Below are 13,192 nucleotides of genomic sequence, written 5' to 3'. Positions count from 1 at the left end.
TCACCCGGCGACGCCCACCAGCTCCTCGACCGAGTCGAAGCGGATGCGCTCCCCCGGGATGCCGATCCGCTTGAGCGCGTCCACACCGCTGCGGATCATCGCCGGCGGCCCCGAGATGAAGGCGTCGTACGAACTCCACGGACCGTTGACTCCGACCGCCTGGGGCAGCTGCCCCGCAAGCCCTTCTCCCACCACCGGACGCACCGACAGCCACGGATGCGAGCGCTGAAGCCCCAGCAGTGTGTCCTTGTCGTACAGGTCGTCGTCACTGCGCGCCCCGAAGAACACTTCCATCCGGCGCCGCTCGCCGTGCTCGGCCACGTCCTCGATCAACGCCTTGATCGGGGCGATGCCCGTCCCGCCGCCGAGGCACAGCATCCCGTTGTCCGTGCTGTGGTCCACCACCATCGATCCGGCCGGCGGGCCCAGGCGAAGGACATCGCCCGGCCGCGCGTGCCGCACCAGGGCGTTGGAGACCCAACCGGCCGGAACGGCCTTGACGTGGAAGGACAGCAGCCCGTCACCGCGCGGGGCGGAGGCGAAGGAGTAATGCCGCCAGACCCGCGGCCACCAAGGGGTCTCCAGGCTGGTGTACTGGCCCGCCAGGAAGGCGTACGGGCGGTCCGGACGCACTGTCAGCACCGCGATGTCCGGTGTCCGCAGATCGTGGGCGACCACCTCCGCGTGCCACCATGCCGGCGCCTTGGCCTCGTCCTCGGCCGCCGCGTCGATCATGACCTGGGAGATCGTGGTGTACGCCCGAACCCAAGCGGCCTCGGCTTCCGGCCCCCACGTCAGTTCCGCGTACCGGGCCAGCGCACCCATCAGTGCTTCGCCCACCACCGGGTAGTGGCCGGCCATGGTGCCGTACTTGCGGTGCCCGGTGCCGAGGCGGCGTAGATAAGGGTTGAGCAGCCCGGGGTCGTCGATGTGTTCGGCGGCCGTGAGGAGCGCCTTCAGCAACCGGTCGCGCTGGGTGTCCATGGCCACGGGGAACATGTCCCGCACCTCGGGATGCCGCGTGAATATCAGAGCGTAGAAGTACGAAGTAACCTTGTCGGCGATCGGCGTGATCTCCGCGAGCGTCTTGCGGATGAGTACGGCATCGGGGGAAGGCTCGATCGCCCCGGCGCCGGGGGGTATCCCCGTCCCCCGTCTTGCCGGTCTGGTGGGCGGAGCGTCCATGCGGTGCCTCGCTTAGAGCATCTGGGTCGGTCTGCACACACCACGGTCGAATCCGTGGTTCCGGGTTTTACAGCCTGCCAGCGGACCGTGTGCCCCGGGGGCGATTGGGGAAACTCGGCGCTCGCATCCCTCCTTCCCCCTAAGATGCGACGGCTACCGGGCGTGCCGACCCGAGGAGCTGGTATGCCTCGCGAAGGTCTCTACCCCGGTAGACGTGGGTGGCCCGCTCGGCGAGGTACGGCCGCGCGTTGACCGCTACCGAGGTCGGCACCGCCTCGAAGAGCACCGAATCGGTCAGGGAGTCCCCGTACGCCACACAGTCGTCCCGGCTCACCCCGAACCGGGCGCACAGACGGTCCGCGACATCGACCTTCCCCTCGGGGGTGAGGATGCCCGTCACGTCCAGGGGCCCGGTGAAGGGCACCGCGGGGTAGACAGAGCCATGCGCCGCGTCCGCGCCCCATTCCAAGAGCAACTCGACGAAGAACGAGGGAGACAGCGAGATCACCGCGCAGAGATCGCCGCGTTCTCTGATCTCTTGCCACACCTCTCGGATGCCCTCAAGCCACGGGGCACCGTCGAAGGCCGCCCTGACATGAGCGACGGTCAAGTCCGACCACAACGCGTGCGCCGCCAGCGAAAACTCGTGTGGATCGATCTCCCTCGCCGCGAAGGCTCGTTCCAGCTCGGTGATCTCTTGACTGACACCGAGCTGCCGGGAGATCTCGACGGGTGCGGCCGAACCGTACATCAGGGTGCCATCGAGGTCGAACAGGTGCAGACGCGTCATGGTCATCGAGGCTAGCCGCCATGTTTCACGTGAAACAGCGTGTTTCACGTGAAACAGCGTGTTTCACGTGAAACATCGGTGTGCTTCACTCGCGACGTGGCAGCGCCCGGGTGAATCGGGCGGATGTTTCACGTGAAACATGGCCGCGCCGGGCAGCGGGTCTGTCAAATCTGCTGGACGCCCTCCGCGTCATGATCCAGGCTGAAGCGGTGACCGCACCAGATCTCACCGACCCACCGATCCGCTCGCTGGCCCTGAAAGATCTCCGCAACTGCGCCGACCTCTCCGAGGATCGCGGCTGGCCCCGCGAAGATCACAAGTGGGGACTCCTCCTCGCCGCCGGAGACGGCTACGGCATGGACGCTCCTGACGGCGAGGGACTCGCCGCAGTGTGCGTCGTCACCCGATACGGCCGGCCACATGCCGATCCCGAGCTCGCCGCGATCGGAATGGTCCTGGTCGCCGAACGCTACGCCCGACAGGGCCTGGGACGTCGCCTCATGACCTACGTCTGCGACGACATCCTCAAAGGCATCCCGCTCACCCTTCATGCCACGCCCTTCGGACAGCCTCTCTACGAGGATCTCGGCTTCGACACGGTCGGTGGCGCGGAAATGCTGCAGGGAAGCTTCCGGTCCGACTCCTCGCCGTCCGGAGCCGAGGCCGCGCCCGTGAGGCGGGCCACCGCCGATGACCTCCCCCGGATCGTCCGCCTGGACACGGAGGTGTTCGGCACCGACCGCACGCACATGATCACGCGTCTGCCCGCCTTCGCCGACAGGTTGTTCGTCTCCGAGGACGAGTCCGGCGAACTCACCGGCTACGCCGCCCTCTGGCCCAACATGGAAACCCATGTCATCGGCCCGTTGGTCGCACAGGACACGGTCACCGCCCAGGCACTGGTCACCGCGCTCGCCGCTACCACCGAACGACCGCTGCGCACCGATGTCGACGTACGGCACGAAGAACTCCGCGCATGGCTCAAGGGTCGCAATCTCGGCTCCCTGGGGGTCAGCGCCGTGATGACCAGGGACCTCCCCACCCCCCCGGGCGACTGGACACGCCGCTGGGCCCCGATCACCGTCGCCGCAGGCTGAGAAAGGCAACCGCGAATGGCCGACGCCACCGACCTCACCATCCGCCCCGCAACAGAGGCCGACCTGCCCGAAATCGTCCGCATGCTCGCCGACGATCCGCTCGGGGCGACCCGTGAATCCCCGGAGGACCTCGCTCCCTACCTGAAGGCTCTGCGGGCCCTCACGGACGACCCCCACCAGCACATGATGGTGGCCGTCCGCCGTGAGCGGGTCGTGGGAACCCTCCAGCTCACCATCATCGCCGGCCTCTCCCGCAAGGGAGCCACCCGCTCCATCATCGAAGGAGTTCGGGTGCACGCGGACGAACGTGGCAGCGGCCTGGGCACCCGATTCATCGAGTGGGCGATCGAGCGATCCCGCCGGGAGAACTGTGTGCTGGTCCAACTGACCTCGGACGTCTCACGGACCGACGCGCACCGTTTCTACGAACGGCTCGGTTTCACCGCCTCACACGTCGGATTCAAACTCGCGCTCTGACCGAACTCATCGAAGGCCGGGTCGCTGTCCGTGGCCCGGCCTACGATCGGGAGGGTGAGTCTCACCCTCCCTCTCATCACCCAAGCCGAGCGCCGCCACCGGCTCGGTCACCGGCACGGCTTGGCTCCTTCGGCGCGCATGGCCACCGTCCCCCAGGCGGCCGACGCCGTCGTCGCTCTGCACGCCACCGACGCCGCGACCGTTTTCCTCTCCGTCCGCGCACGGCTCACCGCAAGTGATCCGACCATGGTCGAGCAGGCCCTCTACGAGGACGTGAGCCTGGTCCGGTTGCTGAGCATGCGCAATACGCTGTTCGCCGTCTCCACCGACCTCGCGCCCTACGTCGATTCGTCCACGGCCCGAGCCATCGCGGTCAAAGAACGCCGGAGTCTCCTCAAGCACCTCGACGAAGACGGCCAAGGCCTCGACGCCGTCTGGCTGGCCGATGCGGAGCGGGCCGCACTCGACGCGCTCGACACCCTGGGTCCCTCCGCCGGCGGCCAGTTGTCCGCCGCCGTACCCGCGCTGCGTCGGAAGATCACCGTGGGCCGGGGCAAGAAGTACGAGGCGGAAACCGGTGTCGCGACCCGCGTCATCCGCCTGCTGGCGGCCGATGGGCGGATCCGGCGTGACCGCCCCCGCGGGGCGTGGACCTCCAGTCAGTACCGCTGGGTCCACACCGAGCCCTGGCCGGTCGTGCCCGTCGCCGAGGCCCGCGCCGAAATCGCCCGCCGGTGGCTGCGTGCGTACGGTCCGGCCACGGAGGCCGACTTCAAGTGGTGGACCGGCTGGACCCTGACCGAGGCACGCAAGGCACTGGCCGCCACGGGTGCGGAACAGGTACGCCTGGAAAGCGGCGTGACCGCCCTCGTCGGTCCGGGCGACACCCTTCCCGAGACGGCCCCGGAGCCGTGGGCCGCGTTGCTGCCCGCGCTGGACCCGAGCGCGATGGGATGGGCCGACCGCGGCTTCCACCTGGACCCGGAGTACCGGGGCGCCCTGTTCGACTACGCCGGCAACGTCGGCCCCACCGTGTGGTGGAACGGCGAGATCGTCGGCGGCTGGGCTCAGCGCACGGACGGCCGGATCGTCTGGCGGCTCCTCGGCAGCCGGGACCGGACGGTCGAGCGCGCCGTGAGCGCCGAAGCCGCCCGTCTCGCCGAGTGGATCGGGGACGCCAGGATCACCCCCCGCTTCCGTACCCCACTGGAGCGCGAGCTGGTCGCCTGAGAGGCGGCCGCCCGGAACCTGTCCCGAGAGGGCGTCCGGTCGGCGTACTAGCCGATGCCGCGCCAGCCCTGGGGGTCGACCCCACCGGGAATCGCCGCCCCGGCGTCGTACGGCTCCCGGGTGAACACGAACGAACCGAGGTCGAGGTGGCTCACGGAACCGTCCGCTCGCCGGACCGGGCGCAGCGTCTCGCCCGCGTAGTAGCCGTTCAGGCCGGTCCACGTACCGTCCTGCTCGGCGCGGAACCTGGCCGTGCGCCCCGTCGGACCCATCGGGCCCAGCTCCAACAGCCCGTCCGACGTCAGCCGCACCACCTGCGCCGCCGTGCCCCAGTACCAAGGACCGCACAGGTCGAGCGCTACCCGGTCCGAACCGAGGAAGGGCCGCCAAGGCTCGGGGATGCGCGGCTCGGCCTCCGCGACGATCCCGACCAGGTCCACGGCCACCGCGGTGGCCGGCAGTCCCGAGGTGCAGTTCGCCAGCACCACCGCGGCCACGTCGTCCGCCTCGCTCAGCCATAGTCCCGCGACGAAGCCGGGAAGCGATCCGCCGTGCCCGGCCAGCGAACGCCCGTCATGGTCCAGCACCTGCAGCCCGAGGCCGTAGCCGTTCGCGGTCGCGCCCGGTTCGGGAGCCACCGCCGGCGTCCTCATTTCCCGCAGTGATTCCGCACTCAGCACGGGGACGTCGCCCCGTACGAGGAACGCCGCGAACCGGGCCAAATCTGTGGTGGTTGACCACAGTTGGCCCGCCGCGGCCATGATTCCCAGATCCTCGACAGGCTCGGGCATCATCAGGTCCGCCCAGGGGTGCACCGCCCAGCCGCCGGCGTGCGGGGCCTGTGGACCCACCGTCGTACGGTCCAGTCCCAGGGGCTCCAGGACCTCTGCCCGGAGCACCTCCTCCCAGGGCTTGCCGCGCAAGGCCTCGACGAGCGCGCCGAGGAGGGTGTAGCCCGGGTTGGAGTAGTGGTGCCGCAAGCCCGGCTCGAAGCGGAACGGCTCGTCTCCCAGCACGTCTGCGAGCGCCGGCCGCGACCCGGCCGGACTCCGTTCCCACCATTCGCCCGGCGTCTCGGCCGCAAGCCCGCCGGTGTGCGCCAGGAGCTGCCGGACGGTCACCTCACCAGCAGCCGTACCGGGCAGGTGCTTCTCCAGCCGGTCGCCGAGATCCAGCAACCCTTCGTCCCGCAGCCGCATTACCAGTACGGCGGTGAACGTCTTGGTGATCGAGCCGATCCGGTACTGCACGTTGCCGTCCGGGCCGTGCCCATCGACGGAGGTCCGGCACCCTTCCCAGACCACCTCTCCTCCACGGACGACGGCAGCGACGACGGACGGCGCACGTCCCTCGCTCTGTGCCACGGCGATCCGGTGCCGCAGAGCGCGACGGGTGGCGGGGAGCAGGTCGTGATCCTCGGGTGCGGCAGTCATGATCGGATGCTACGTGTTGGCCATGTCCACGAACCGCGAATAATGGCCCTGGAAGGCGACGGTGATCGTCGCCGTCGGACCGTTACGGTGCTTGGCCACGATGAGGTCGGCCTCGCCCGCACGGGGCGACTCCTTCTCGTACGCGTCCTCGCGGTGCAGCAGGATCACCATGTCCGCGTCCTGCTCGATCGAGCCCGACTCACGCAGGTCGGAGACCATCGGCTTCTTGTCGGTGCGCTGCTCGGGTCCACGGTTCAGCTGGGACAGCGCGATCACCGGTACCTCAAGCTCCTTCGCCAACAGCTTGAGGTTTCGGGACATGTCCGAGACCTCCTGCTGGCGGCTTTCGGGCCGGCGCGAGCCACCCGACTGCATCAGCTGGAGGTAGTCGATGACGACGAGGGAGAGGTCATTGCGCTGCTTGAGCCGGCGGCACTTAGCGCGGATTTCCATCATCGACAGGTTGGGCGAGTCGTCGATGTAGAGGGGGGCGGCGGAGACGTCGGGCATGCGGCGGGCCAGCCGGGTCCAGTCGTCGTCCGTCATGGTGCCGGAACGCATGTGGTGCAGCGCGACCCTGGCCTCCGCCGAGAGGAGGCGCATCGCGATCTCATTGCGGCCCATTTCGAGGGAGAAGATGACGCTGGGCAGATTGCTCTTGATGGAGCAGGCGCGGGCGAAGTCGAGGGCGAGCGTCGACTTTCCCATGGCGGGTCGGGCCGCGATGACGATCATCTGACCCGGGTGCAGACCGTTGGTCAGGGAGTCCAGGTCCGTGAAGCCGGTGGGGACCCCGGACATCTGGCCGCTGCGCGAGCCGATCGCCTCGATCTCGTCGAGGGCGCCCTCCATGATGTCGCCCAGCGGCAGGTAGTCCTCCGACGTCCGCTGTTCGGTGACGGCGTAGATCTCGGCCTGGGCGCTGTTGACGATCTCGTCGACATCGCCGTCGGCCGCGTATCCCATCTGCGTGATCTTCGTACCGGCTGCGACGAGGCGGCGCAGGACGGCTCTCTCGTGGACGATCTCCGCGTAGTACTCGGCGTTGGCCGCCGTCGGCACGGACTGCACCAATGTGTGCAGATAGGCCGCGCCACCCACCTTGCTGATCTCACCGCGTCGGGTCAGCTCGGCTCCGACGGTGATCGGGTCGGCGGGCTCGCCCTTGGCGTACAGGTCGAGGATGGCCTGGTAGATCGTTTCGTGCGAGGGCCGGTAGAAGTCGTGCCCCTTGAGCACCTCGACCACGTCGGCGATGGCGTCCTTGGACAGCAGCATGCCGCCGAGGACGGACTGCTCGGCATCGAGGTCCTGCGGCGGAACCCGCTCGAACCCGCCACCTCCGCCGTCCCAGGAGCCCCCCTCGCGCCCACGGTCCTGCTGGTCGTCGCCGCGGCCGCGGCCGTCACCGCCCCGGCGCGAACGGGCGGGCAGACGGTCACCCGGACCGCTGTCGGCCCAGGGGTCGTCCATGGGCTCGGGCATACTCACCGGGCCGCCTCCTCCCGTCCGCAACGCGGACCTCGCCGTGCCACTCTTTCTAGGGCACGGCTCTGACATTCGGGGACCCCGTATCGACTGTCGGCGCACCGGGGCAACGCACAACGGTAGGGCCGGAGGCGACGTCAGCCAATCTTGTTATCCACAGGCTGTGTGGATGAGATGTGGATGACGGCTCCAATGCTGTGGGTAAGTCCCCCGAAGCTGTGCACGGACCGGGGGACGACGCTGTGGACAAAATCACCCGGTCGCCCCGGCCACCCATCTGACCTGCGCTTTCATCGTCCGCACACCGCGCCGGGGAAAAATCTTGGCCACTGTCTCAAGATCGCCTCCAAAGGGGTGCGGAGAAGCCCCAAGTCAGGCGACTAGTAAGGATCACTGATGCATTGCGTCCATTACCTGTGGAAGATTAGATTGGGCGTATGAAAGTGGTCTCCACAGCACCCGAAGCGAGCCCGAGACGGCACGACCGGGAGATCCTCGCGCTCGCCCTCCCGGCCTTCGGCGCGCTCGTAGCCGAACCGCTCTTCGTGATGGCCGACAGCGCCATCGTCGGGCACCTCGGTACCCCTCAGCTGGCCGGCCTGGGCATCGCGGCCGCCTTGCTCACCACCGCGGTGAGCGTCTTCGTCTTCCTCGCCTACGCCACCACGGCGGCCGTCGCCCGAAGGGTCGGCGCGGGCGACCTCCAAGCGGCCATCCGCCAGGGGATGGACGGGATCTGGCTGGCGTTGTTGCTCGGCGCCGCCGTCGTCGCCGTCTTCCTGCCCACCGCACCGTGGCTGATCTCCCTTTTCGGGGCCTCTGATACCGCCGCCCCCTACGCGGTCACCTATCTGCGGATCTCCGCCCTGGGCATCCCGGCCATGCTCATGGTGCTGGCCGCCACGGGTGTCATCCGCGGTCTCCAGGACACCCGCACCCCGCTCTACGTCGCCATCGGCGGCTTCACCCTCAACGGAGCCCTGAACCTCGCGCTCGTCTACGGCGCCGGCCTCGGCATCGCCGGCTCCGCGTGGGGCACCGTCCTCGCCCAGTACGCCATGGCCGCCGTCTACCTCGCCGTGGTCGTCCGCGGCGCCCGCAGGAACGGCGCCACGCTGCGGCCCGACACTGCGGGCATCCGCGCCTGCGCACAGGCCGGCGCGCCGCTGTTGGTGCGCACATTGTCCCTGCGCGCCATTTTGATGATCGCGACTGCGGTAGCCGCCCGGCTGGGGGACGCGGACATCGCCGCCCACCAGATCCTTCTCTCGCTGTGGACGCTGCTGGCGTTCGCGTTGGACGCGATCGCCATCGCCGGGCAGGCCATCATCGGCCGCTACCTGGGCGCCGGGGACACCCAAGGGGCCACGGCCCTGTGCCGCCGGATGGTGCGGTGGGGGATCATCGGCGGTCTCGTGCTGGGGCTGCTCGTCGTCCTGGCACGCCCCGTCTTCGTGCCGCTCTTCACCAGTGATCCCGTGGTGGAGGACACCTTGCTGCCCGCCCTGTTGGTCCTCGCCGCTTCCCAGCCGGTCTGCGGCATCGTTTTCGTTCTCGACGGGGTCCTGATGGGGGCGGGTGACGGCCGCTACCTCGCCTGGGCGATGCTGCTGACGTTGGCCGTCTTCACTCCGGCCGCGCTGCTCCTGCCGACCCTCGGAGGCGGCTTGACCGCCCTCTGGTGGGCCATGACCCTGATGATGATGGTCCGCATGGCGACCCTCCAACTGCGCGCCCGCTCGGGCCGATGGCTGGTGGCCGGAGCGACCCGCTGACACAGCAGGCCGTTGTTTCACGTGAAACATCGCTCCGTTTCACGTGAAACACCGTGTTTCACGTGAAACACGTCCCGGAGGTCGCCGCAACGACGAAGGGCCGCACCCCAGCAGGGTGCGGCCCTTCGTGCGCAGCACTTAGGCGGCGACGACCTCGACACCCACGTTCGCCAGGACATCGGCGTGCAGACGCACGGAGACCTGGTACGAACCGAGAGTCTTGATCGGCGAGCCGAGCTCAACGCGGCGCTTGTCGACCTTCGGGCCACCGGAAGCCTCGATCGCCGAAGCGATGTCGGACTGCGTGACGGAACCGAAGAGGCGGCCGGCGTCACCCGAGCGGGTGGCCAGGCGCACCTTGACGCCCTCGAGCTTGGCCTTGATCTCGTTGGCCTGCTCGATGGTCGCGATCTCGTGGATCTTGCGGGCGCGGCGGATCTGCGCCACGTCCTGCTCGCCACCCTTGGTCCAGCGGATCGCGAAGCGACGCGGGATCAGGTAGTTGCGGGCGTATCCGTCCTTGACGTCGACAACGTCGCCGGCGGCACCGAGGCCATTGACCTCGTGGGTCAGGATGATCTTCATTAGTCGGTCACCCTTTCCTTATCGCGCGGTGGACGTGTAGGGCAGCAGCGCCATCTCACGGCTGTTCTTCACGGCCGTGGCGACGTCACGCTGGTGCTGCGTGCAGTTGCCGGTAACGCGGCGGGCACGGATCTTGCCGCGGTCGGAAATGAACTTCCGCAGCATGTTCGTGTCCTTGTAGTCCACGTAAGCGGTCTTGTCCTTGCAGAACGCGCAGACCTTCTTCTTAGGCTTGCGCACAGGCGGCTTCGCCATTGTGTCTCTCCTGTGTGATCAAGAAGTGGGGATGCGAGCTGCCCTAGAAGGGCGGCTCGTCCGAGTAGCCACCGCCGGAGCCGCCGGAGCCGCCGGAGCTTCCGCCCCAACCGCCCCCGCCGCCGCCCTGAGGCTGGCCACCGGCCGGCGCGCTGGACGCCCACGGGTCGTCGGAGGGTGCTCCGCCGCCCTGAGGCGCGCCACCACTGGGGGCTCCGCCCCAGTTGCCGCCGCCACCCTGCGGCTGACCGCCGCCGTACCCACCCTGGCCACCGCGACCCGTGGTCTTGGCGACCTTGGCCGTGGCGTTCTTCAAGCTGGGGCCGACTTCCTCGACGTCCAGCTCGTAGACCGTGCGCTTGACACCCTCACGGTCCTCGTACGACCGCTGCCTCAGCCGGCCCTGCACGATGACGCGCATGCCTCGCTGGAGGGACTCGGCGACGTTCTCCGCCGCCTGCCGCCACACCGAGCAGGTCAGGAACAGGCTCTCGCCGTCCTTCCACTCATTGGTCTGACGGTCGAAGGTGCGGGGGGTGGACGCGACACGGAACTTCGCGACCGCCGCACCCGAGGGGGTGAAGCGCAGCTCGGGGTCGTCGACGAGATTGCCGACGACCGTGATGACGGTCTCGCCTGCCATGGATGAACCTCTCGGCGGGGATTGCTGCTGGGCTGCTGTGCTACTCGTTCCCGATTACCGCTGAACCGAAGTTCAGTGGGTCTCGGGGCGAAGGACCTTGGTCCGGAGAACCGACTCGTTCAGGTTCATCTGTCGGTCAAGCTCCTTGACGACCGCAGGCTCGGCCTGAAGGTCGATGACCGAGTAGATGCCCTCGGGCTTCTTCTTGATCTCGTAAGCGAGACGACGACGGCCCCAGGTGTCGACCTTCTCGACCTTTCCGTTGCCCTCACGGACGACGGAGAGGAAGTTCTCGATCAGCGGGGAGACAGCGCGCTCCTCGAGATCGGGGTCGAGGATGACCATCACTTCGTAGTGACGCATGTGGAACCCACCTCCTTTGGACTCAGCGGCCACGGTCGTTCCGTGGCAGGAGGGTCGTGATGCGTGCGCACGGCGTCCACAGAGCAGACACCGCGCAGACCGTACAGACTACCTGCTCGACTCCTTCCGGTTGAAATCCGGCAGGAGAAGGCCACACTCTGTATCCATCGGGTGTGCACGGTGCTATGCCCCCGGCTCCCCGGAGGCGGCCCCGTTGCACCGCTCTGCGGCAGCCAGGAGGTGCCTTCCGATGGCACAGGCAATGCGACCTCAGTCCTCCATCTCGCTCTTCGCGACCGACGGCAAGCCCCACCCGCTACAGGACACCCTGATGGCGGTCACCGTGATCCTCGGCGTCGTGGCGTTCGTCACGGGGTTCTTCCACAACCTGCACCTGCTCAGCTCTTGGACGGGGCTGATCGGGATCCTGACCGGCGCGTACGGACAGTTCATCTCCGAGACGACACGCGAGCGCTTCGCGCTGATCATCGGGCTTGGCGCCGCAGCCGTGGGCTTCTTCCTCGGCATGGCGCACGGCGGCCTCTTCGGCGGCTGGCTGGGCTGACCGGGGCACCTCCGCGACAGGGCGCCGCCCGGCACGGGGCGAGCCCGACCCGTCCCCCAGTGGGGCGGCGCCCCCGTCGCAGTAGGCTTCGCGCCATAGCCAGCGAAGCCGCCGGAGGAGCACCCCGCATGAGCCTGTCCCTGAGGACCATCAGCCGAGAGCAGCATCTGGGTTACCTCCAGAGCCTGCCCTCGGCTAGCCACTGCCAGGTCCCGGCGTGGGCCGACGTCAAGAACGAGTGGCGTTCGGAGAACCTCGGTTGGTTCGACGCGTCCGGCGAACTGGTCGGCGCCGCGCTCGTGTTGTACCGCCAGCTGCCCAAGGTGAAGCGGTACCTCGCCTACCTGCCAGAGGGTCCTGTCATCAACTGGTTCGCCCCGAACCTGGAGGAGTGGCTCCAGCCGATGCTGGCCCACCTCAAGCAGCAGGGCGCCTTCACGGTGAAGATGGGTCCTCCCGTCGTCATCCGCCGCTGGAACGCGGCCGCCATCAAGGCCGGTATCCAGGACCCGGACGTCAAGCGGCTGCGGGACGTGGAGGCATCGGTCATCGAGCCCCGCGCCTTCGAGGTGTCCGACAAGCTGCGCCGGATGGGCTGGCAGCAGGCCGAGGACGGGGGCGCCGGCTTCGGAGACGTCCAGCCCCGCTACGTCTTCCAGGTGCCGCTGGCGAACCGCTCGCTGGATGATGTCCTCAAGGGCTTCAACCAGCTGTGGCGCCGCAACATCAAGAAGGCCGAGAAGGCCGGTGTCGAGGTCGTCCAGGGCGGTTACGACGACCTGCCGACCTGGCAGCACCTCTACGAGATCACGGCGGAGCGCGACAAGTTCCGTCCGCGCCCGCTCAGCTACTTCCAGCGCCAGTGGACGGCCCTCAACTCCGAGGACCCGAACCGCATGCGGCTGTACATCGCCACCCACGAGGGGGAGCCGCTGGCCGCCGCCACGATGCTCACCGTCGGCCAGCACGTCTGGTACTCCTACGGCGCCTCCGCCAACCACAAGCGCGAGGTCCGTCCCTCGAACGCGATGCAGTGGCGGATGCTGCGCGATTCGTACGCGCTCGGTGCGAGCGTCTACGACCTGCGCGGAATCAGTGACACCCTGGACGAGAACGATCACCTGTTCGGTCTGATCCAGTTCAAGGTCGGCACCGGCGGCGAGGCGGTCGAGTACGTGGGCGAGTGGGACTTCCCGCTGAACAAGGTGCTGCACAAGGCGCTCGACATCTACATGTCGCGCCGCTGACGGCACCCGCCCCATCCACATACACAGCACCGCCGCACCCAGCGGCTTATCGGAGAGGT

The 13,192-nt window shown here is 68.5% G+C and carries 14 protein-coding genes; 6 read left to right on the top strand and 8 right to left on the bottom strand.

From position 1 onward, the window contains the following. Together ABZ934_RS15655 and ABZ934_RS15650 are read right to left on the bottom strand one after the other, a co-directional pair. Entirely contained in the window at window positions 1–1,185 is a 1,185-nt protein-coding gene (locus tag ABZ934_RS15655) for a globin domain-containing protein (protein ID WP_361312888.1), read from the bottom strand. A 139-nt stretch (window positions 1,186–1,324) separates the two neighbouring features. Next, window positions 1,325–1,975: an HAD family phosphatase gene (locus ABZ934_RS15650; RefSeq protein ID WP_361312886.1), complete on the bottom strand. Its 651-nt coding sequence runs from the start codon at window positions 1,973–1,975 to the stop codon at window positions 1,325–1,327. Window positions 1,976–2,166: 191 nt separating this feature from the next. Between ABZ934_RS15650 and ABZ934_RS15645 the strand changes: the two genes are divergently transcribed. The 3 genes from ABZ934_RS15645 to ABZ934_RS15635 are packed head-to-tail and all read left to right on the top strand — an operon-like array spanning window position 2,167 to window position 4,779. Next, entirely contained in the window at window positions 2,167–3,072 is a 906-nt protein-coding gene (locus ABZ934_RS15645; RefSeq protein ID WP_361312884.1) for a GNAT family N-acetyltransferase, read from the top strand. Window positions 3,073–3,087: 15 nt separating this feature from the next. Continuing rightward, a complete protein-coding gene (locus ABZ934_RS15640) occupies window positions 3,088–3,549 on the top strand; it encodes a GNAT family N-acetyltransferase (RefSeq protein WP_361312882.1) in 462 nt (153 codons plus the stop codon). 54 nt (window positions 3,550–3,603) lie between these two features. Further along, window positions 3,604–4,779, top strand: a complete 1,176-nt coding sequence (locus ABZ934_RS15635; protein WP_361312881.1) for a winged helix DNA-binding domain-containing protein — start codon at window positions 3,604–3,606, stop codon at window positions 4,777–4,779. Between the two features lie 47 nt (window positions 4,780–4,826). On the opposite strand, the gene ABZ934_RS15630 is transcribed toward ABZ934_RS15635, so the two are convergent. Together ABZ934_RS15630 and dnaB are read right to left on the bottom strand one after the other, a co-directional pair. Beyond that, window positions 4,827–6,212 (bottom strand): serine hydrolase domain-containing protein, encoded by a 1,386-nt coding sequence (locus ABZ934_RS15630; RefSeq protein ID WP_361312879.1) that lies wholly within the window; start codon window positions 6,210–6,212, stop codon window positions 4,827–4,829. Window positions 6,213–6,221: 9 nt separating this feature from the next. Continuing rightward, the gene (gene dnaB, locus ABZ934_RS15625; protein ID WP_361312984.1) at window positions 6,222–7,685 is read right to left on the bottom strand and encodes a replicative DNA helicase; all 1,464 of its coding nucleotides are present in this window, start codon (window positions 7,683–7,685) and stop codon (window positions 6,222–6,224) included. 452 nt (window positions 7,686–8,137) lie between these two features. Here dnaB and ABZ934_RS15620 point away from each other — a divergent pair, with 452 nt between their 5' ends. Then, on the top strand, window positions 8,138–9,475 hold the full coding sequence (locus tag ABZ934_RS15620; protein WP_361312877.1) for an MATE family efflux transporter: 1,338 nt from the start codon (window positions 8,138–8,140) through the stop codon (window positions 9,473–9,475). A 138-nt stretch (window positions 9,476–9,613) separates the two neighbouring features. Here ABZ934_RS15620 and rplI read toward each other — a convergent pair whose 3' ends face one another. The 4 genes from rplI to rpsF form a co-directional block, all read right to left on the bottom strand. After that, window positions 9,614–10,060: a 50S ribosomal protein L9 gene (gene rplI, locus ABZ934_RS15615; RefSeq protein WP_361312876.1), complete on the bottom strand. Its 447-nt coding sequence runs from the start codon at window positions 10,058–10,060 to the stop codon at window positions 9,614–9,616. Window positions 10,061–10,078: 18 nt separating this feature from the next. Continuing rightward, window positions 10,079–10,315 (bottom strand): 30S ribosomal protein S18, encoded by a 237-nt coding sequence (gene rpsR / locus ABZ934_RS15610; RefSeq protein WP_005315025.1) that lies wholly within the window; start codon window positions 10,313–10,315, stop codon window positions 10,079–10,081. A 43-nt stretch (window positions 10,316–10,358) separates the two neighbouring features. Continuing rightward, window positions 10,359–10,958, bottom strand: coding sequence for a single-stranded DNA-binding protein (locus tag ABZ934_RS15605; protein WP_361312874.1), 600 nt, complete (start codon window positions 10,956–10,958; stop codon window positions 10,359–10,361). 72 nt (window positions 10,959–11,030) lie between these two features. Further along, entirely contained in the window at window positions 11,031–11,321 is a 291-nt protein-coding gene (gene rpsF, locus ABZ934_RS15600) for a 30S ribosomal protein S6 (protein ID WP_004950685.1), read from the bottom strand. A gap of 250 nt (window positions 11,322–11,571) precedes the next feature. Between rpsF and ABZ934_RS15595 the strand changes: the two genes are divergently transcribed. Together ABZ934_RS15595 and ABZ934_RS15590 are read left to right on the top strand one after the other, a co-directional pair. Further along, a complete protein-coding gene (locus tag ABZ934_RS15595) occupies window positions 11,572–11,886 on the top strand; it encodes a hypothetical protein (protein ID WP_361312873.1) in 315 nt (104 codons plus the stop codon). Window positions 11,887–12,014: 128 nt separating this feature from the next. After that, window positions 12,015–13,133, top strand: coding sequence for a peptidoglycan bridge formation glycyltransferase FemA/FemB family protein (locus tag ABZ934_RS15590; RefSeq protein WP_190185563.1), 1,119 nt, complete (start codon window positions 12,015–12,017; stop codon window positions 13,131–13,133). The last annotated feature ends 59 nt before the right edge of the window (window positions 13,134–13,192 follow it).

This window comes from Streptomyces sp. NPDC046557, assembly GCF_040645975.1.
GTDB lineage: Bacteria > Actinomycetota > Actinomycetes > Streptomycetales > Streptomycetaceae > Streptomyces.
This window is presented reverse-complemented; position numbering and strand designations above follow the sequence as displayed.